This window comes from Kitasatospora sp. NPDC101108 (genome assembly GCF_055584725.1).
Map to the genome: position 1 here is coordinate 380,382 of NZ_JBVJLM010000005.1, position 19,481 is coordinate 399,862.

Consider the following 19,481-nt stretch of genomic DNA (forward strand, 5'->3'; position numbering starts at 1 on the left):
GGCGGGGGCTCGCACCGCCCGCCGCCCCGACGCCGGCTGCGCCCCACTGGCCTGGGGGACCGGGAAGACGGCGGCCGCGATCTCGCACGCCCGGTGAGTTTCGGGTCTCGCCGCCGGAAAACCGCTCGGCGTGAGGCGCCCTGGACGGCAGGATGGCGACATGCCTGACCTGCTCTGGGACGACCACCTGGCGTGGCTGCTGGATCCGTCCGACGGGGGCTGCCTCCCGGATGTGTACGTCGCGGGCACGACGGTGGCGGACTGGCAGACGGTGCTCGACCTGGTGGTGGAGCAGCGCTGGACCTTCGAGTACTCCGAGGGCGACGCGCTGCTGCCGTTGCCCCGGGCCGCGGCTGTGCTGTCCCGCCCGGCCGGCGCCGAGTGCCCGAACCTGCGCGTGTGGCCGGACCCGGAGGTCTGCGCGATCTTCCGGTTCCTCGGCGAGGAGCAGCTCGACTTCGACGTCGACCTGCGTGAACTGCAGGGCCAGGAGCGGCTGGACGTGCTCTGCGGCTTCCTCGCCGCGATCGGACGCCGGCTCGGCAAGTCGGTGCCGATGTACTTCGAAGGCGACACCCGGGAGCCGTTCCTCGGGTACGACCTCGCGGCCGACCGGGTCCGGCTGTTGTGGACCCCGCCGGAGGCAGGAGAGCGGGATGGCTGAGCTGCGCTGGGGCGACCACGCCGCATGGCTGCTCGATCCGGTCCGGGACGGCTGGTTGCCGGGCGGGTGGGTCGCGGACACCACCGTGGCGGACTGGCAGGCCGTGCTCGACCTGGTGGTGGAGCGGGGCTGGGCCCGCACCTTCGTCGTGGGCTGCTTCGAGATGGCGCTGCCGCGGGCCGAGGAGGTGCTGTTCCGGCCGCGCGGCCCCGCGCAGCCGGTGCTGAGCGTGCGGCCGGGGCCGGGGGTCGGGGTGGTGTTCCGGTTCCGCAGTGCGGAGCGGATCGACTTCGACGTCGATGTCGCCGAACTCGACGGCCAGGACGGGCTGGACGCGCTGTGCGGCTTCCTGGCCGCGGTCGGGCGGCGGCTCGGCAGGTCGGTGCCCACGTGGGTCGAGGGCGGCGGTGCGCCGTTCCTGGGGTACGACCTCGAAACCGACCGGGTGCTGGTGCGGTGAGGGCCTACGGCCGTCCGGCCACCAGCAGGGCCTCCGCGCCGATCGGCCGGTAGCCGGCGGCCTGGAAGGCGCGGACGCTGGGGGCGTTGCCGGGGGCCTGCTGGGCCCAGACGGTCCCGCCGGAGGGCAGCAGGTGGCGGGCGGCGACGGCCAGCGCGCGGCCGAGGCCGCGGCCCTGGGCGTGCGGGTCGACCTCGACGGCGGCCTCCCAGCGGCCCGCCACGCCGCGGCCGAGGATCAGCACGCCGCCGTCGGCCTGGTACACCCGGACGTCCTCGCGGTAGCGCAACGCCCTTACCACCCGGGGGTGTTCGCGGTCCTTGACCGGGGTGAGCGGCAGCGGCGGGGCGCCGGGGAGGCGGTCGGCGACGGTGAGCAGGTCGATGTTGTTGACGGTCCGCCCGGTGCGCTCGGCGAAGGCGCTGAGGAAGGGCGGGCAGACCGGCGCGGACAGCGGGTCGCCGGGGGCGGCGGCGATCGCCTCGCGCACCCAGTCCGGGTCCTCGTGGGTGAACACCACGGCGTGGGCGGCGAGGGCCAGCACCCCGGCGTCGCGCGGCGCGGGCTGCGGCACCACGGTGACCGTCCCGTCCGGCGGCGGGAACACCCCGCCCGCCGCATCCGCCAGGATCTCCGCCAGCCCCCGCACGCCCATGTCCCGTTCTCTCCCGGAGAAGTCGTCCGGCCCAGTTGATCACCGTGGGCGGCGATACGCCAGCAGGTACCGCCAGAACAGCAGTCGGCGCACCCGGAATCCCGGCAACTGCTGCTCCGCGTACGCCCGGATCTCGGGAAGGGAGGTCCGCGGCACGGTGACCGGGGCCCGTACGCGCGGGGGCGGGGCGCCGCGTTCGCGCAGGTGGACGACGAGCCGGCAGAGCGCGTTCACCGGCACCGCCGCCAGGCTGATCAGGTTGAGCCTAGACCGCCTTCTTCCGGGCCCGGCTGGGCTGGACCCGGGTCGGTTCGCCCGCGGCCTTCGGGTGGTCGGGCGGGTACGGGAGTTCGCCGAGGCCCTCGTCGTGCAGCTGCTTCTCGTACAGCTCCAGCACGGCGTCCAGCCGGTACGCGTGGCTGTCCATCTCCGCGTTGAGGTCGCCGAGTTCGGCGAAGCGGGCGGGCACCGTCCGGAGGTCGAAGTCCTCCGGCGCGGCGTCGTCCAGCTCCTCCCAGCGCAGCGGGGTGGAGGCGGTGGCGCGGGGGCGGGCGCGCAGGGAGTAGGCGGAGGCGATGGTGCGGTCGCGGGCCATCTGGTTGTAGTCGACGAAGATCCGTTCGCCGCGCTCCTCCTTCCACCAGGCGGTGGTGACCTTCCCGGGCATCCGCTGCTCCAGCAGCCGGCCGAGGGCGATCACGGCGTGCCGGCCGTCGGTGAAGGTCCACTCGGGCACCAGCGGGACGTAGACGTGCAGGCCGCGCCCTCCGGAGGACTTGGGCCAGCCGCGCAGTCCGTGCTCCTCCAGCAGGGCGCGCAGCTCGTGGGCGGCGCGGACGGCGTCGTGGAAGTCGGTGCCGGGCTGGGGGTCGAGGTCGATGCGCAGCTCGTCGACGTGGTCGGTGTCGGTGCGCCGGACCGGCCAGGGGTGGAAGGTGAGGCAGCCCAGGTTGGCGGCCCACAGCACGGCGGCCGGTTCGGTGGGGCAGATCTCGTCGGCGGAGCGGCCGCTGGGGAAGTTGATCCGGGCGGTGGGCAGCCAGTCCGGCAGCCCCTTGGGCGCCCGCTTCTGGTAGAAGAACTCGCCGTCGACCCCGTCCGGGAAGCGCTGGAGGGTGGTGGGACGGTCCCGCAGCCCGCGCAGCACCCCGTCGGCGACGGCCAGGTAGTACTGCGCGACGTCCAGCTTGGTGAAGCCGCGCTCGGGGTAGTAGACCTTGTCCGGGTTCGACAGCCGGACGGTGCGCCCGGCGACTTCCAGTTCGACGGCTGAGCCCATGCCCCTCACGGTAAGGGCGCCGCGCCCGGCGCGCGCCCCGAGCCGGTTGGCGCGAGGCTGGGCTCATGGACCTGCCCGTGATGCCGCCGGTGGCGCCGATGCTGGCCAAGTCGGTGGCCAAGATCCCCCCGGGGATGCAGTACGAGGCCAAGTGGGACGGCTTCCGCACGATCGTGTTCCGCGACGGCGACGAGGTGGAGCTCGGCAGCCGCACCGGCAAGCCCCTGACCAGGTACTTCCCCGAGCTGGTGGAGGCCTTCCGGCGGGAGCTGCCGCCGCGCTGCGTGCTGGACGGCGAGGTGGTGATCGCCCGGGACGGGCGGCTGCGCTTCGAGGAGCTGCTGGAACGGATCCACCCGGCCGCGAGCCGGGTCAGGCTGCTCGCCGAGCAGACGCCCGCCTCCTTCGTCGCCTTCGACCTGCTCGCGCTCGGTGACGATCCGCTCGTCGACGAGCCGCTCTCGGTGCGCCGCCCGGCCCTGGAAGCGGCGCTGGCCGGGGCGGAGGACCCGGTGTTCACCGCCCCCGCCTCGACCGACCGCGACGTCGCCGAGAGCTGGTTCGCCGAGTTCGAGGGCGCCGGCCTGGACGGGGTGGTGGCCAAGCCGCTGGACCAGCCGTACCGGCCGGGGGAGCGGACGATGTACAAGATCAAGCACGAGCGCACCGCCGACTGCGTGGTGGCCGGCTACCGCGAGCACAAGAGCGGGCCGGTGGTCGGCTCGCTGCTGCTCGGCATCCACGACGAACGGGGCAGGCTCCAGCACGTCGGCGTCTGCGCGGCCTTCCCGATGGCCCGCCGCCGCGAGCTGGCCGAGGAACTGGCCCCGCTCCGGATGGACGACCTCTCCCAACACCCCTGGGGCGCCTGGGCGGAGGAGTCGGCGCACGCGGAGGGCCGGCTGCCGGGGGCGGTCAGCCGCTGGACCGGCGGCAAGGACCTGTCCTGGATCGCGCTGCGCCCGGAGCGGGTGGTCGAGGTGGCCTACGACCACATGGAGGGCAGCCGCTTCCGGCACACCGCACAGTTCCGCCGCTGGCGGCCGGACCGCACGCCGGAGAGCTGCACCTACGAGCAGTTGGAGGAGCCGGTCTCGTACGACCTCCGCCAGATGCTGGGGAACTGACGGAACGTCAGCGATGGCGGCCCGACCCGGATGAGCCGGGGCGGGCCGCCATCGCCGCGCGGGCCCGGGGATCAGGTCCGGACGGTCGAGGCCGTGTTGGTGGGCAGCGTGGTCGGCGAGCCGCCGCCGGTCGGGGAGCCGCCGCCGGTCGGGGAGCCGGAGGGCGAACCGGAGGGCGAACCCGGGGTCGACGGCGAGGCGGTCTCCGCGGGCAGCGCGTAGACGTGCTTCGGCGAGATGATCTTGGTGATCTCGTTCGCGAACAGCGTCGACGGCTCCTGCCCCTGGGAGGTCACGTCGCTGTTGAGCAGCATCACCAGGGTGGCCTGGGCGTCCGGCATGTAGACCGCCACGCTCTCGTAGCCCGGCATCGAGCCGTTGTGGCCGATCCACCCGTTGTTGTCGAACAGGCCGAAGCCGTAGCTGACGTTCGCGTCGCCGGTCGGCAGCATCTTCAGGCGCTCGGTCTGGCTGGCCTGGCTGATGACGGAGCCGGTGGCCACGGTCTTGGCCCAGCTCTCCAGGTCGCCCAGGGTGGTGACGACGGCGCCGGCCGTCCACGCCCAGGAGGGGTTCCAGCCGGTGGCGTCCTGGACCGACCCGTCGGGGGTCTGGTCGGTGTAGCCGTGGACGTGCGGGTCGGGCAGCGTCGCGTCGGTCGGGAAGCTCGTCTTGCCCAGCGAGGCCGGGCTGAACACCTGGGCCTGGAGGAAGTCACCGGCCGACTGCCCGCCGACCTTCTCGATCAGCTTGCCCAGCAGGATGTAGTTGCTGTTGCTGTACTGGTACTTGGAGCCGGGCGGGAACACCGCGGGGTGCTTGTACCCGTAGGCGAGCAGCTGGTCCGGGGTGAACACGTGGTTGGGGTCGTTGATGAAGGTGTTCACGAAGTCCGGGTCGGAGGTGTACGGGAACAGGCCGCTGCGCATCTCGCCGAGCTGGCGGACGGTGATCCCGTCGCCGCCGGGGACACCGTCCACGTACTTGGAGATCGGGTCGTCCAGGCCGACCTTGCCCTGGTCCACCAGGCGCAGCACGGCGGTCGCCGTGAAGGTCTTGCTCTCGCTGCCGATGCGGCTGAACATCCCCGGGTCCATCGGCGTGCTGGCGCTCTTGTCGGCGACGCCGAAGGACTTCTGGTACGTGCCGCTCGGCGTGATGATGCCGACCGAGATGCCGGGGACGCCCGTCTGCTTCTGCACCCGCTGGATCGCGTCGTCCAGCCGGCCGGTGACGGCGGGCGTCAGGGCCACCACCGCGTTGGAGGAGGCGCTGCCGGAGGGGGAGCCGGAGCCGCCGGCGCCCGGGGACGGGCTGAGTGCCGCCGGTTCGGCGGTGACCGCCTGGCCGCCCTGCCGGGCGGGCTGGGAGTCGCCGGAGCAGCCGGCGGCGGCGAGCAGGCCGGTCAGGGCGAGGGCGGCGGCGGCCGTGCGGCCGGCGGTGCGGGGAGCGGCCGGGCGTGGCCGTCGGGTCTTGGTCATGTGTCGAGGCGCCTCTCTGGGGCGAAGGGCCCGGAGCGCCTGCTCCACGGGCCGCAGGGGAGCGTCGCCACGGTAAGCACCGCCGCCGGGGGCCCGCGCGCCGGTGGCGGCCCGGCTGGCCCGAACGGAGCCAACCGCCACCCGCATGGCCCGGCCCGCTGGCGCCGCGTTGTCAAGTACCGGGGTGCGACAGCCGGTTGGTGTCGCCGGGGGCGTCCCGCGCTCGGCCGGACGGGTGAGCACCGGCATGCCGCGGACGCCCCCGCCCCCACCTCGGGCACGATCGTTTAGCCCAGCTGTGGCCGCCCTTAAGAATTCCTCGATGGACCGCACCCCCTCCCACCAGGCAGATTTCTGCCTGCCGGAACGCGCCCGTCAGGAGCGGCCGAACCGCGCCCCTCGGCCCGCACCCCGGGGCCGTCCCCGATCCGCACGTCAGGAGCCGTCGCCCGTGAAGGCACTCGTCAAGCACAACGCCGAGCCCGGGCTCTGGCTGATGGACGTCCCCGAGCCCGAGATCGGCCCCGGCGAGGTGCTGATCAAGGTGCTGCGGACCGGCATCTGCGGCACCGACCTGCACATCCGCAAGTGGGACGGCTGGGCGCAGCAGACCATCAAGACCCCGCTGGTCCTCGGCCACGAGTTCGTCGGCGAGGTCGCCGAGATCGGCGCCGGCGTCGCGGACATCGCGATCGGCGACCTGGTCAGCGGCGAGGGCCACCTGGTCTGCGGCAAGTGCCGCAACTGCCTGGCCGGCCGCCGCCACCTGTGCCGCAACACCGTCGGCCTGGGCGTCAACCGCGACGGCGCCTTCGCCGAGTACGTGGCGCTGCCCGCCTCCAACGTCTGGGTGCACCGGGTGCCGGTCGACCTCGACGTGGCCGCGATCTTCGACCCCTTCGGTAACGCCGTGCACACCGCGCTGTCCTTCCCGCTGATCGGCGAGGACGTGCTGGTCACCGGCGCGGGCCCGATCGGCATCATGGCCGCGGCCGTCGCCAAGCACGCCGGTGCCCGCAACGTGATGATCACCGACGTGTCCCCGTACCGCCTCGACCTGGCCCGCCGGGTCGGCGTGACGCTGGCGCTCAACGTCGCCGAGCACACCATCGAGGAGGGCCAGCAGAAGCTGGGCCTGCGCGAGGGCTTCGACGTCGGCCTGGAGATGTCCGGCCGCCCCGAGGCGATGCAGTCGATGATCGCCAACATGACCCACGGCGGGAAGATCGCCATGCTGGGCCTGCCGGCCGAGCAGTTCCCGGTCGACTGGGCCTCGATCGTCACCTCGATGATCACCATCAAGGGCATCTACGGCCGCGAGATGTTCGAGACCTGGTACGCGATGTCCGTGCTGCTGGAGGGCGGCCTGGACCTCAGCCCGGTGATCACCGGCCGGTACGCCGCCACCGACTTCGAGGCCGCCTTCGACGACGCCGCGAGCGGCAACTGCGGCAAGATCATCCTCGACTGGACCGCCTGAGCACCCCGCTGACGCCAAAAGGAGCCTGTTGTGTTCGACAACGTGCGCGCCGACATCGCCGCCACCCTCGACGAGATCCGCGAGGCCGGCCTGTTCAAGCCGGAGCGGGTCATCGGCACCCCGCAGAGCGCCGCGGTCACCGTCACCGGCGGCGGCCGCCCGGGCGAGGTGCTGAACTTCTGCGCCAACAACTACCTCGGTCTGGCCGACCACCCCGAGGTGCTCGCCGCGGCCAAGGACGCGCTGGACCGCTGGGGCTACGGAATGGCCTCGGTCCGCTTCATCTGCGGCACCCAGGACGTGCACAAGGAGCTGGAGGACCGCCTCTCGGCCTTCCTCGGCCAGGAGGACACCATCCTCTACTCCTCGTGCTTCGACGCCAACGGCGGTGTCTTCGAGACCCTGCTCGGTGCCGAGGACGCCGTCATCTCCGACGCGCTCAACCACGCGAGCATCATCGACGGCATCCGGCTCAGCAAGGCCCGTCGCCACCGCTACGCCAACCGCGACATGGCCGACCTGGAGCAGCAGCTCAAGGAGACCCAGGACGCCCGCCGCCGCCTGATCGTCACGGACGGCGTCTTCTCGATGGACGGCTACGTCGCCCCGCTGCGCGAGATCTGCGACCTGGCCGACCGCTACGACGCCATGGTCATGGTCGACGACTCGCACGCCGTCGGCTTCGTCGGCGCCGGCGGCCGCGGCACCCCCGAACTGCACGGCGTGATGGACCGGGTGGACATCATCACCGGCACCCTGGGCAAGGCGCTCGGCGGCGCCTCCGGCGGCTACGTCGCCGCCCGGCGCGAGATCGTCGCCCTGCTGCGCCAGCGCTCCCGTCCGTACCTGTTCTCCAACTCGCTGGCCCCGGTGATCGCGGCCGCCTCGCTGAAGGTGCTCGACCTGGTCGAGCAGTCCAACGAGCTGCGCGAGAAGCTGGCGGCCAACACCGCGCTGTTCCGCAGCCGGATGACCGAGGCCGGGTTCGAGATCCTGCCGGGCGACCATCCGATCGCCCCGGTGATGATCGGCGACGCGGCGAAGGCGGGCCGGCTGGCCGAACTCCTGCTGGAGCGCGGCGTGTACGTGATCGGCTTCTCCTACCCGGTCGTCCCGCACGGCCAGGCCCGGATCCGGGTGCAGCTCTCCGCCGCGCACTCCACCGAGGACGTCGAGCGCGCCGTCGCCGCCTTCGTGGACGCCCGCGCCGCGCTGGGGGAGTGACCTCCGGCAGGGGGTGACCCCCCGATGGACCGCCCGCGGGCCGGACCGCTCGGAACCGGACCGGCCCGCGGGCTCACAACCCGCCGTGCGGTGGTGGCGAATCGTTTCCCCACCGCCGCACGGCCACCAGACCACCTGCCCCACCCTCCCGCTTCGGGGGTGGGACGCCGGCCAGCACCGGTGTCCCACCCCCGTTCGCGGTTCTCGGGGGCGTCGCCGCCCGTCGCCGCCGGGCACCGCCCGTCGCCGTCGGGCACCGCCCGTCGCCGCCGGGCACCGCCGCCACCCGACGTTACCGGCCAGTAATTTGGCTGATCATCACCTCCCCCGGGCCGAGGGAAGATCGTTAGGCTCGCCGTGATCACATCGAGTGAACCGAGGGAGCACAGCGTGATGACACGACCCCACCGGACCGGCGGACACCGGGCAGTGAGCGCCCTTCTCGTCGCGGCGCTCGGGCTCGGCGCGGGGGCGGTGGCGGCCCCGTCCGCCGGCGCGGCGCCCGCCTCCGGTGCCGTGTCGTCGGCCTTCGGCGGCTTCCGGCTGGCCGACATCACCGCCGCCGACGGAGTCGTCCTCAAGGCAGACGTGTTCACCCCGCCCGCCGGAACCCCGGGTGCGGACGCCCAGGGCCGCTACCCGGTGCTGGTGCAGCCGGCGAGCTGGGGGCAGAACGACCTGGAGTACGTCGCCCAGGGCCACCGCTTCGCCGCCGCCGGATACGTCGTCGTGACGTACACCGTGCGCGGGTTCTGGGGTTCGGGCGGGGAGGTGGACGTCGCCGGGCCCAAGGACGTCGCCGACATCTCGACGGTGATCGACTGGGCGCTCGCCCACACCCCGGCGGACCCCGACCGGGTCGGCATGGTCGGGCTGTCGCTCGGCGGCGGCCTCACCCTCCTCGGCGCCGCGTTCGACGCCCGGATCAAGGCCGTCGCCTCGCTGAGCGGCTGGGCCGACCTGACCGACGCGCTGTACAGCGGGCAGACCCGGCACACCCAGGCCGCCACCAGGCTGGCCACGATCGAGGGTCTGACCGGCCGCAAGAGCCCGGAGTTCGCCACCGCCCTGGACGACCTGTTCGCCGACCACGACCTGCCCGAGGTGGTCACGTGGGCGGACGTCCGCTCACCCGCCACCTACCTGGACCGGATCAACGCCCACGGCACCGCCGTCTACCTGGCCAACGGCTGGAGCGACAGCTTCTTCAACCCCGGCCAGATGACGGACTTCTACCGGAGGCTCACCGTCCCCAAGCGCCTCGAACTGCGCCCGGGCGACCACGCGAGCCAGGAGTTCACCGGCCTGCTCGGCTTCTCCAACGACACCTGGGACGGCGCCCGGGCGTGGCTCGACCACTACCTCAAGGGCACCGGGAGCAGCCGGACCGGCGTCGACCTGGAGGTCCGCCCGACCGGCGCCCACGAGGCCTACCCGGACTGGAGCTCGGTCAACTCCCGTACCGAGCAGCTGGCTTTCGACGGGACGTCCACCCTGCGCGGCGACCGGCCCTCCGGCGCGAGCGGCGGCGTCGTCCTGCTCTCCGGCCTGGTCGACCAGTGGCTGCACCAGCCGCCGACCGCCGTGGTGCCGCTGCTGGACCGTGACGCCGCCGCCGTCCGGCAGTCGCAGCCGTACCGGCAGGGCCTCCCCGTGCGCGGGGCCGTGCAGGTGCACACCACGGTCACCGCCTCGGCGCCGCAGGGTACGGCCGTCGCGTACCTCTACGACACGGACGCCCTCGGCGTCGGCCGGCTGATCGCGCACGCCCCGCAGAGCTGGAGCGGACGGCCGACGGGGCAGCCCTTCCCGCTGGACGTCACGCTGTTCCCCACCGCGTACGACCTCCCGGCCGGGCACCGGCTCACGCTGGTGCTCGGCACCCACGACGACCTGTACGGCGGCGAGACGCCGAAGGGGAGCACGGTGACCTTCGGGCCGGCGGAGGTCTCGCTGCCGGTCCGCTGAGGGCCGGGGCGTCAGTCGTCCCGGCGCTGCTCGTCGCCGCCCCGGTCGTGCGGGGCGGCGGTGCGGGCGGCGGACCCGGGGGAGAGCCGAGTAGCCCCGCCAGGGTCAGCGAGGGCACGAGCGGTGGTCATGGAGATCCTCCCCGGACGACGAGTGCCGGGCCCTCGAAGTCCCCGCCCGGCTGACCGAGCCAAGCGCCGATCGAGCGCGACGGTCAACGGGCCGAAGCGATCTCCGCCGGAAATACGCCACCGGTGGTACTGCCACCCCCGGACCCGGCCGGACGGGCCGGGGCTCGCCCCGACGGTCCCGAGGCTCACCCGGACGGGTCATCGGCGGCGCGCTGGCAGAATTGGGCTGTGATCGACGCACGACGGCTGCGGACCCTCCGGGCCGTGGCGGACCACCGCACCGTGACCGCCGCGGCGGCCGCCCTCTACCTGACCCCCTCCGCGGTCTCCCAGCAGCTGGCCGCGCTGGAGCAGGAGACCGGCCACCACCTGCTGGCCCGGGAGGGCCGGGGCGTGCGGCTGACCGCCGCCGGGGAGATCCTGCTCGGCCACGCCGACGCGGTGCTCGCCCAGCTGGAGCGGGCCGAGGCCGACCTCGCCGCGTACAGCGCGGGCGTCGCGGGCGAGGTCACCGTCGCCTCCTTCGCCACCGGCATCTCCCACGTGCTGGCCCCTGCGATCGGCCTGCTCGCCGAGCGGGCGCCGGGCGTACGGCTCAAGGTGCTGGACGCCGAGGGGGACGCCAGCCTGCCGATGGTGCTGGACGGGCGGGCCGACCTCGCGGTGGCCGTCGAGTACCGGGGCGCCCCGCGCGCCGACGACGCCCGGCTCACCCGGGTCCCGCTGTACGCCGAGCCCTTCGAGGCCGTCCTTCCGCTGACCCACCCGCTGGCCGCCGAGTCGGGGCCGCTCGCGGTGGCCGCACTGGCCGACGAGCCGTGGATCGGCCCGTACCCGGGCAACCCCTGCCACGACGTGGTCCTGCTGGCCTGCGAGCACGCCGGCTTCCAGCCGCGCCTGCTGCACTCCTCGGACGACTTCCGGGCCGTCGTCGCCCTGGCCTCGGCCGGCTCGGGCGTCGCCCTCGTGCCGCGCTCGGCGCTGCGCGGGGTGGATCTGGGCCGGGTCGCGGTCCGGCCGGTGGACAGCGAGCTGGCCACCCGCCGGGTCTTCGCGGCCGTCCGGGCCGGTGCCGACGGGCACCCGCTGATCCGCCCGGTCCTGGACTCCCTCGCCGAGGCGGCCGCCTCGGGGGCCTGAGCCCCCGCGTTCCCTACGCCCGGCGCCGCTACGCCCGCGGCCGCTTCCCCGCCCGGCGCGGGGCCGCCGCGCCCTCGGCCGGGCGGGGCATCCGCTCGATGGCGGAGATCAGTGAGGAGCGGGCGACGCCGTGGGCGTCGGCGACGGCGACCAGCTGCCACAGCTGGTCGGAGAGGCCCGCGACATCGGTGTGGCCGGGCCCGGAACGCGCGATGACGATGATTCCGCGCCCGCGGCCGAAATCGACCAGGCCTTTCGCCCGTAAATTCCGGAGGGCCCGCAGCACGGTGTTCTTGTTGGCCCGGAAATCGGCCGACAGGGCGCTCGCCGAGGGCAGTGACTCGCCTTCCGCGTATTCCCCCCGCTCGATCGACCACTGGATCCGACGTTCGATCTGTACGTGCAGTGGAGATTGCGAGCCCGTCGCGGCAATGCTCATGTCAGCAATGTTAACCGCGTCGGTCAAGGGGGAGTCAAGTGTTGCGCCTGGGGGAGTTGGCGCGGACTCGCCCGGCCGGACAAGTGGTGGGGCGAATTCCGGATGTTTCCCGCCCGCTTCTTCCGGCCGCCCCGTCGGCCGCCGGCCGAAGGCCGCCACGGACGGTGAGAATGGTGCCAATGAAGCCATCCCCGCCGAGTGGCGGGGGTTTCGGCGGAGCGCCGCGTTCCGCCTGTTCGGGAAATCCACTGGTTCCACCGTAGACGGGCCCCGGGCCACCGGTTGGCCTGATCGGCCGCGCTCCTGACGCTCCGTAGCCGCCGGTGGATCCTGGTTGCTTCCGGTTCGAACAGTGCCTACGTTCAGTCCTGCGCGGCCCGGACGGAGCCGCCCCATCGATTCCGTCGGATGGACACGGGGAGATGACGTGAATGACTTCGCGACAACGACGGCGACTGCCGGAAGCGAACCCGCCTGGACCCTCGCACTGGACCGCCTGGGCCGGCTGACACCCCGCGAATGCGAGGTTTTCGTGATGCTCGCCGAAGGGCTGAGCAACGGCCAGATGGCCGCCCGGCTCCAGGTCACCGAACGCACCGTGCGGGCCCATCTCACGGCCGTCCTGGAAAAGCTGGAACTCGAATCCCGGCTCTCCGGGTGCCTGGCCTCCTACGCCCACCACATCTCGTCGTCCCGGGCGTCCCGGGCCCCCGCCGCCTGAATCCCGGAAAGCCCGGAAAGCACCGGACCGCCGAGCGGCCGTCGCGGAACTGTCGCCGACGACAATAGGCACCGGAAAGCACCGCGGGACATCATCGAATCGCGGGGGAGAAGCCCCCGGGCCGCTCCGGGAAACCGGGCCGGTGGTATTCGAAGGGAATCGACATGTCCGACAACGCATTCGACCTGGACGCCCGCATCAGCTCGCCGGTCCAGGGTGGCGGTCAGCTGCCCACGCCGTCGATCAGCACCCTGGCCACCCGGACCATCTGCACCCGGATCGGCTGCAAGGTGACCTCGACCTGTGTCTGCACCACCCTCTGCACCTCGGGCATCTGCTCGAACCCGCAGCAGGACTGACACCGCTGAGGCGACGGGTGCTGCCGTGGATTCAGGACACGGCAGCACCCGTTCGTCCATTCTCGCGCCGGGCCGCCACCACGCCAAGGCCCGGCACGCCCCCGACGCCACCGCACGGCCGACCCCAGGCCACCTCTCCGAGGGAGAACGCATGCACACCGTCCGGGAGACCGGCGAACCGCCCGTCCGCACCCCCGACGCCCCGCTCGCCGAACGGGTCCGCGACGCGGTGCGCCTCGTGGTGTCCCGGACGGCCACGACCGACCAGTGGGCCGACCTCGCCCTGCGCGCCGCCGAGCAGGCCGCCGTACCGATGGGCTGGTACCCGCCCAGCCTGAGCCACGGTCAGGCCGGCCTCGCCCTGCTCCACCTGTACGCCGCCCGGGCCGGCCTCGGCGACCGTGAGCACGCCTACGGCCACGTCCGGGAAGCCGTGCTCGCCACCCAGGTCGAACCGCTGGCCGGCCCGGGCCTGTTCGGCGGCACCGCCGGCCTCGCCCTGGCGCTGGCCGAGTGCGCCGAGGACGAACCCCGGTTCCGGCCCAGCCTGCTGCGCCTGTACGAGCAGCTCGCCGAGCAGGCGATCGCCACCGGGTGGCCGGCCGACGGACAGCCCGTCAGCGACTCCGACTACGACGTGGTCAACGGTGCGGCCGGGGTGCTGACCTGCCTCGCCGCGCTGCCGGACCCGAGCCCCCTGGTCCGGGAGGCCGCCGCCGTGCTGCTCGACCGGCTGATCCGGCCGACCGGCGCCGACCGGCCGCAGGGCGCCCCGCCGCCCTGGCTGCTCCGGCCCGAGGTCTACCCGCCGGTCGGCGACTACCACCGGCAGTACCCGCACGGCTACCTCAACCTCGGCGTCTCCCACGGTGTGCCCGGGGTGGCCGTCGCGCTCGCCGTCGCCTGGGCGGCCGGCCACCGCCGGCCCGGCCAGCGCGAGGCCCTCGCCGAACTGACCGGCTGGCTGCTCGGCCACCGGCTGACCGACGCCCAGGGCCCGCTGTGGGCGAACGGGGTCCCGGTCGACGAGCACGGCGCCGAGCGGCCGGTCGGCCACTGCCACGACCAACTCGCCTGGTGCTACGGCACCGCCGGGGTCGCCGCCGCCCTGCTCGCCGTCGCCGACTGCACCGAGGACGCCGGGCTGCGGGCGGGCGCCGTGGAGGCCTTCGAGGCCGCGCTGCGCCGTACCGCCACCAGCGAACTGCGCGCCCCCACCCTCTGCCACGGACTGGCCGGACTCGTCATGCTGGCCCGGGAGTTCGCCCCGCACAGCGCCGCCGCACGGGAGGCGCTGCCCGGACTGCTGGAACGGCTGCTGGCGTACGCCGACCCCGCGCACCCGGTGGTGTTCGCCGACGAGGACGTCCCCGGCAACACCGTGGACGACCCGGGGCTGCTGTCCGGCGCGGCCGGTGTCGCCCTGGCGCTGCTGGCCGCTCTCGCGGACGAGCGGCCCGCCTGGTTCCGCGTCTTCCTGGGGCGGTGAACCGGGTGTCCCGTTACGTCCCCGCCGGCTTCTTCCTGCTGCGCGCGCCCGCGCTGCCCGCCGACACCTACCACCGGCTCACCGCCGACCCGGCCCGCACCCGCGCCGAACTGCTGGCCCTCGCCCAGGACCCGGAGGTCCGCCGGGCGCTGCTGGTGGCCAGCGAGGACCTGGTGGCCGCCCTGGACCGGCTCGACCGGACGGACGAGCGCCGCGCCCGGCGCCTGCACTCCCGGCTGCTGCGCTACCTCACCCGGATGTCCACCCGCCCCACCCCCTTCGGGGCGTTCGCGGGCGTGGCGACGGGCGAGTTCGGCGACCGCACCACCGCCCGGCTCGGCGGCCCGGCGATCCGCGACACCCGGGTCCGCGGCGACATGGAGTGGCTGTTCGCGCTCATCCGCCGACTGGAGGGCGACCCGGCCCTGCTGCCCCACCTCGACGTCGTCGCGAACTCCACCGCGCACCTCGCCGGGGACCGGGTGGTCCTGCCCTTCACCGAGGTGCACGGCAAGGAGGACAAGCGGGCCGTCCGGATCCGGGCCGTCGAACCGGTCCGGCTGGTGCTGCGGGCCGCGCGGGCGCCCGTCCCGTACCGGCGGCTGGTCGCGGAGCTGACCGACGCCTTCCCGGAGGCCGGGGAGGGCGCCGTCACCGGCCTGGTCCGCCAGCTGTGGGAACTCGGCTTCCTCGGCAGCGATCTGCGCCCGCCGCAGACCGAGGCCCATCCCGAGGAGTACCTGCTGAAGAAGGTCACCGGCCTGCCCGGCGCCGAGGACGTCGCCGAGGGCCTGCGGACCGTGGTCGAGCTGGCCCGCACCGCCCGGGACGTCGGGGGACTGCGGGCGCTGGGCGCCGCCCAGGCCGCGCTGGTGCCCGAACACGACGGCCGGACCTACCAGTTGGACGCCACCCTCGACCTCCGGGCCCCCGTGCTGAACCGCGCGGTCGGCGAGGCCGCCGCCGACGCCGTCGAGGTGCTGCTGCGCCTCGCCGGCGCCTCCGGCACCGACCACCAGCACCTGGCCCGCTACCGGGAGGAGTTCGTCGAGCGGTACGGCGCCGGCGCCCGGGTACCGGTCCTGGAGGTGCTCAGCGCCGACACCGGCCTGGACGCGCCACCGCTCTACACCCAGCCCGGCCGCTCCTTCGACCTGCCGCCCACCACCACCCCGCCGGACACCGGCCGGTTCGACGCCGCCCTCCTGGAACTCGCCCAACGGGCCTGGTGGGACCGGTCGTTCGAGGTGGAGCTGACCGACGCGTGGCTGGACCGGCTGGCCCCGCCCGGCGACAGCCGCCCCGTCCTGCCGGTGGTCGACGCCTACCTGAGCGTCGAGGCCGCCGACCGGGCCGCGATCGACCGCGGCGAGTGGCGGGCCGTGCTGCGCGCCGACGGCATGGCCCAGGGCGGGCGCACCTTCGGCCGCTTCTTCGACCTGCTCGGGCCCGAGGCCGTCGAGCGGCTGCGCGGCTACGCCCGGCGCGAGGAAGCGCTCTTCCCCGACGCCGTCCACGCCGAACTCGCCTTCCAGCCGACCTGGGGCCGGGCCGCCAACGTCGCCGTACGGCCGCGGATCCGGCCGTACGAGATCCCGGTCAACAGCACCCCGTCCGTCCCGCCGGACCGGGTCGTCCCGCTCGACGACCTGCTGCTCGGCGCCACCGACGGGCGGCTGTACCTGTGGTCCCGGCGGCTCGGCCGGGAGGTGGTCGTCGTCCAGCACCACATGCTCAGCCCGCTGGTCGCCCCCGACGTGGCGCGGTTCCTGCTGGAGGTCTCCTACGACGGGTACGTGCTGCCGGTCGCCTTCGACTGGGGGCGGCTCTCCCGGGCGCCGTTCCTGCCCCGGGTGGTCCGCGGCCGCGTCGTGCTCCGTCCCGCCCAGTGGCGGCTCACCGAGCGCGACCTCGCCGACCCGGCCGGCTGGCGCGCCCGCTGGAACGTCCCCCGGCACGTCCATCTGGTCGAGGAGGACAACCGGCTGCTGATCGACCTCGACCACCCGCAGACCCTCCCCGAACTGCGCGAGGCGCTCAAGCCGGGCACGGCACTGGTCCTCCAGGAGCTGCTGCCCGCCCACGACCGGCTCTGGCTGACCGACCGGGACGGGCGGCGCCACCACGAGGAGATCGTCGTCCCGCTGATCGTCCGGGACGCCGCCTCGGCCGCCCGCCGTTCGCCCACCGACCGGACCACCGCCCCTGTGCCCCGGCACCTGCCCGGCGGCGACTGGTCGTTCCTCCAGCTGTACGCCGGCCCCGAGCGCCAGGACGAGATCATCGCCGGCCCACTGGTCGACCTGGTGGCCCGACTGCGTGCCGAAGGCCTGCTGGACCGCTGGTTCTACCTCCGGTACGCCGACCCCCACCCGCACCTGCGGCTGCGGGTGCGCAGCGCCGCCGCGCCGCGGACCCTCGACCGGCTGCTGGCCTGGGGCCGCGACCTGGTCGAACTGGGACTCGCCCGGGACCTCACGGTGGCCTCCTACGCGCCCGAGGTCGCCCGCTACGGCGGCCCCGACGCCTACGACGCCGTCGAGCGGCTCTTCGAGGCCAACAGCGACGCCACCGCCGGCCTGCTCGCCCGGCGCCCCGACCTGCGGCCCGAACCGCTCGGCGTCGCCGCCGTCGACCTGCTGTACGGCCAGTGGGGAGTCCCGCTCGCCGCCCGGGCCGACCTCGCCCCCGCCGGCGCGCAGGACGAGGACGCCCTCCGACGGGCCTTCCGCGCCGACCGGGACTACCTCTGCGAGCTGTTGCTGCCCTGGCCGCGCCGCCCCCACGAGGAGGGCGCCCGCCACCGGCTGCTGCTCGCCGAGGCCTTCGCCGCCCAGCGGCCCGCCGCCCGGGCGGCCGCCGAGGCGGTGCGGCAGGCCGCCGCGGCGGGCCGGCTGGTCGGCAGCGAGCGGCAGATCCTGGCCAGCCTCGCCCACATGCAGGTCAACCGGCTGCTGCCGATCGACCTGGGCCGCGAGGACCGCACGTACGGCCTGTGGCGGCACGCCCTGCGCGCCGTCCGCGGCCGGCTCGCCGCCGGGGCCGGCGGCCCGTCACCGAGGCAGGAGGGCGGACGATGACCTGGCTCCGCGTCATCGCGCTGTTCTGGCGGCTCAGCCGCGCCAAGGTCACCGGCTACGCGCTGTGCACCGTGCTGAACGCCGCCGTCCCCGGCCTGCAGATCGCGCTCACCGCGCGGGTCGTGCAGAGTGTCGCGGACGCCGTCGGCGGCCTGGCCGGGGCCCGGGACGACGCCCTGAGCGCCGGATACCAGCTGCTCGCCCTCGCCGTGTTCGGCCACCTGCTCGGGGTCGCCGTCCAGTACCTGGACTCGCTGCTGCGGCTGGAGCTCACCACCAGCATCGGCGAGCAGGTGATGCGCAAGGGCATCACCCTCGACCTCCAGCAGTACGAGGACGCCGACGCCTACGACAAGCTCCAGCGGGCCTTCCAGGAGAGCAACGGCGGCCGGGTCTACCAGCTGTTCGCCGAGATGCTGGAGGCCGGCCGGGAACTGGTGACCCTGCTGTCCGTGAGCGCCGTGCTGTTCGCCTGGAGCCCCTGGGTGGCGCTGGTCATCCTGGCGTCCCCGATCCCCTCGGTGGTCGCCCACATGGCCTTCAGCCACAAGGTCTTCGAGATCGAGTACGCCCGGACGGCCGACCGGCGGCGGCTGTACTACTACCAGTACCTGACCACCACCGACCACTCCTTCAAGGAGGTCCGGCTCTTCCAGCTCGGGCCCTACCTGCTGGACCGCTACCGGGAGCTGGTCCGCCGCTTCTTCCGGATCGACCGCGGCGTGGCCCGCAGCCAGTCGGTCACGGTCGGCGGCTTCGGCCTGCTGAGCGTGCTCGCCTCCTCCGGCGCCCTGCTGTGGGCGATCCGCGACGCCGCGGACGGCAGCCGGGTCGGCGAACTGGCCGGCTACCTCCAGGCCATCGGCACCGTGCAGGTCGCCGCGCACGGGCTGCTGCTCGGCGCCGCCTCCCTGTACAAGGACACCCTCTTCCTCGGCAACCTGTTCGGCTTCCTCGACCTCCCGGAGCGACGCGTCGCGGGCGGCAGCCGGCCCTTCCCGGCCACCCTGCGCGAGGGCATCGAGTTCCGCGACGTCAGCTTCCACTACCCCGGCACCGACCGGCCCGTCCTGGACCGGCTCAGCTTCCGCATCCCGGCCGGCGCCTGCGTCGCCCTGGTCGGCCAGAACGGCGCGGGGAAGACCACCGTCGTCAAGCTGCTCACCCGGATGTACGAGCCGACCGGCGGCCAGATCCTGATCGACGGCGTCCCGATCGAGGAGTACGACGTCGACGACCTGCAGCGGAACATGGGCGTGATCTTCCAGGACTTCATCCGCTACGAGATGACCGTCCGCCACAACATCGGCTTCGGCCGGGTGGAGTCGCTGGACGACCACGGCCGGGTCCGCCAGGCGGCGGCGTCGGCCGGCGCCGCCCCCGCCGTCGAGGCCCTCCCCGGCGGCTACGACACCATGCTCGGGCGGCACTTCGAGGAGGGCCACCAGCTCTCCGGCGGCCAGTGGCAGAAGATCGCGCTGTCCCGGGCGTTCATGCGCCGCGCCCCGATCGTCGTCCTCGACGAGCCGACCGCCGCGATCGACGCCGAGGCCGAGGCCGAGATCTTCGGCCGGCTGCGCGACATCGCGGGCGAGTCCACCTCCCTGGTCATCGCCCACCGCTTCTCCACCGTCCGGATCGCCGACCGGATCGTCGTCGTCGCCGACGGCCGGCTCGCCGAGGAGGGCACCCATGACGAACTGCTCAGGGCCGACGGCATCTACGCCCGGCTCTTCCGACTCCAGGCGTCCGGCTACCTCACCGACGCCACTCCGCACTGAAGG

The 19,481-nt window shown here is 74.0% G+C and carries 17 protein-coding genes; 12 read left to right on the top strand and 5 right to left on the bottom strand.

Annotated elements, in window-relative coordinates; genetic code table 11:
- The first annotated feature begins 160 nt into the window (after nucleotides 1–160).
- Nucleotides 161–664, top strand: coding sequence for a hypothetical protein (locus ACZ6Z8_RS14585; protein WP_465609606.1), 504 nt, complete (start codon nucleotides 161–163; stop codon nucleotides 662–664).
- Nucleotides 657–1,124 (top strand): hypothetical protein, encoded by a 468-nt coding sequence (locus ACZ6Z8_RS14590; protein WP_465609608.1) that lies wholly within the window; start codon nucleotides 657–659, stop codon nucleotides 1,122–1,124. Before ACZ6Z8_RS14585 ends, ACZ6Z8_RS14590 begins: the two co-directional genes overlap by 8 nt.
- Nucleotides 1,125–1,128: 4 nt before the next feature.
- On the opposite strand, the gene ACZ6Z8_RS14595 is transcribed toward ACZ6Z8_RS14590, so the two are convergent.
- Genes ACZ6Z8_RS14595 through ligD form a run of 3 tightly spaced genes read right to left on the bottom strand, consistent with a single transcriptional unit; the run spans nucleotide 1,129 to nucleotide 3,058 of the window.
- The gene (locus tag ACZ6Z8_RS14595) at nucleotides 1,129–1,779 is read right to left on the bottom strand and encodes a GNAT family N-acetyltransferase (protein WP_465609610.1); all 651 of its coding nucleotides are present in this window, start codon (nucleotides 1,777–1,779) and stop codon (nucleotides 1,129–1,131) included.
- Between the two features lie 39 nt (nucleotides 1,780–1,818).
- A complete protein-coding gene (locus ACZ6Z8_RS14600; RefSeq protein ID WP_465609611.1) occupies nucleotides 1,819–2,019 on the bottom strand; it encodes a hypothetical protein in 201 nt (66 codons plus the stop codon).
- Between the two features lie 25 nt (nucleotides 2,020–2,044).
- Nucleotides 2,045–3,058 (bottom strand): non-homologous end-joining DNA ligase, encoded by a 1,014-nt coding sequence (gene ligD / locus ACZ6Z8_RS14605; protein WP_465609612.1) that lies wholly within the window; start codon nucleotides 3,056–3,058, stop codon nucleotides 2,045–2,047.
- A 65-nt stretch (nucleotides 3,059–3,123) separates the two neighbouring features.
- On the opposite strand from ligD, the gene ACZ6Z8_RS14610 reads away from it, so the two are divergent.
- Nucleotides 3,124–4,185, top strand: a complete 1,062-nt coding sequence (locus ACZ6Z8_RS14610) for an ATP-dependent DNA ligase (protein WP_465609614.1) — start codon at nucleotides 3,124–3,126, stop codon at nucleotides 4,183–4,185.
- A gap of 71 nt (nucleotides 4,186–4,256) precedes the next feature.
- Here ACZ6Z8_RS14610 and ACZ6Z8_RS14615 read toward each other — a convergent pair whose 3' ends face one another.
- A complete protein-coding gene (locus ACZ6Z8_RS14615; protein ID WP_465609616.1) occupies nucleotides 4,257–5,666 on the bottom strand; it encodes a serine hydrolase domain-containing protein in 1,410 nt (469 codons plus the stop codon).
- Nucleotides 5,667–6,117: 451 nt separating this feature from the next.
- Between ACZ6Z8_RS14615 and tdh the strand changes: the two genes are divergently transcribed.
- The 4 genes from tdh to ACZ6Z8_RS14635 all read left to right on the top strand — a co-directional run bounded on the left by tdh (nucleotide 6,118) and on the right by ACZ6Z8_RS14635 (nucleotide 11,609).
- Nucleotides 6,118–7,146, top strand: a complete 1,029-nt coding sequence (gene tdh / locus ACZ6Z8_RS14620) for an L-threonine 3-dehydrogenase (RefSeq protein WP_465609618.1) — start codon at nucleotides 6,118–6,120, stop codon at nucleotides 7,144–7,146.
- A 30-nt stretch (nucleotides 7,147–7,176) separates the two neighbouring features.
- Nucleotides 7,177–8,370, top strand: a complete 1,194-nt coding sequence (locus tag ACZ6Z8_RS14625; RefSeq protein ID WP_465609620.1) for a glycine C-acetyltransferase — start codon at nucleotides 7,177–7,179, stop codon at nucleotides 8,368–8,370.
- A gap of 393 nt (nucleotides 8,371–8,763) precedes the next feature.
- On the top strand, nucleotides 8,764–10,338 hold the full coding sequence (locus tag ACZ6Z8_RS14630; protein WP_465609622.1) for a CocE/NonD family hydrolase: 1,575 nt from the start codon (nucleotides 8,764–8,766) through the stop codon (nucleotides 10,336–10,338).
- 359 nt (nucleotides 10,339–10,697) lie between these two features.
- Entirely contained in the window at nucleotides 10,698–11,609 is a 912-nt protein-coding gene (locus ACZ6Z8_RS14635) for a LysR family transcriptional regulator (protein WP_465609623.1), read from the top strand.
- Nucleotides 11,610–11,637: 28 nt separating this feature from the next.
- Here ACZ6Z8_RS14635 and ACZ6Z8_RS14640 read toward each other — a convergent pair whose 3' ends face one another.
- A complete protein-coding gene (locus ACZ6Z8_RS14640) occupies nucleotides 11,638–12,048 on the bottom strand; it encodes a GntR family transcriptional regulator (RefSeq protein ID WP_465609625.1) in 411 nt (136 codons plus the stop codon).
- A gap of 496 nt (nucleotides 12,049–12,544) precedes the next feature.
- Here ACZ6Z8_RS14640 and ACZ6Z8_RS14645 point away from each other — a divergent pair, with 496 nt between their 5' ends.
- From ACZ6Z8_RS14645 to ACZ6Z8_RS14665, 5 genes are all read left to right on the top strand, one after another.
- A complete protein-coding gene (locus ACZ6Z8_RS14645) occupies nucleotides 12,545–12,769 on the top strand; it encodes a helix-turn-helix domain-containing protein (RefSeq protein ID WP_465609861.1) in 225 nt (74 codons plus the stop codon).
- 164 nt (nucleotides 12,770–12,933) lie between these two features.
- Nucleotides 12,934–13,128, top strand: a complete 195-nt coding sequence (locus tag ACZ6Z8_RS14650) for an FDLD family class I lanthipeptide (RefSeq protein ID WP_375886484.1) — start codon at nucleotides 12,934–12,936, stop codon at nucleotides 13,126–13,128.
- Nucleotides 13,129–13,279: 151 nt separating this feature from the next.
- Nucleotides 13,280–14,617 (top strand): lanthionine synthetase LanC family protein, encoded by a 1,338-nt coding sequence (locus ACZ6Z8_RS14655; protein ID WP_465609627.1) that lies wholly within the window; start codon nucleotides 13,280–13,282, stop codon nucleotides 14,615–14,617.
- A 5-nt stretch (nucleotides 14,618–14,622) separates the two neighbouring features.
- Entirely contained in the window at nucleotides 14,623–17,697 is a 3,075-nt protein-coding gene (locus ACZ6Z8_RS14660; protein WP_465609628.1) for a lantibiotic dehydratase, read from the top strand.
- Complete coding sequence (locus ACZ6Z8_RS14665) at nucleotides 17,694–19,478, top strand: ABC transporter ATP-binding protein (RefSeq protein ID WP_465609630.1); 1,785 nt, start codon at nucleotides 17,694–17,696, stop codon at nucleotides 19,476–19,478. The genes ACZ6Z8_RS14660 and ACZ6Z8_RS14665 overlap by 4 nt, the downstream gene beginning before the upstream one ends.
- Nucleotides 19,479–19,481 lie beyond the last annotated feature (3 nt).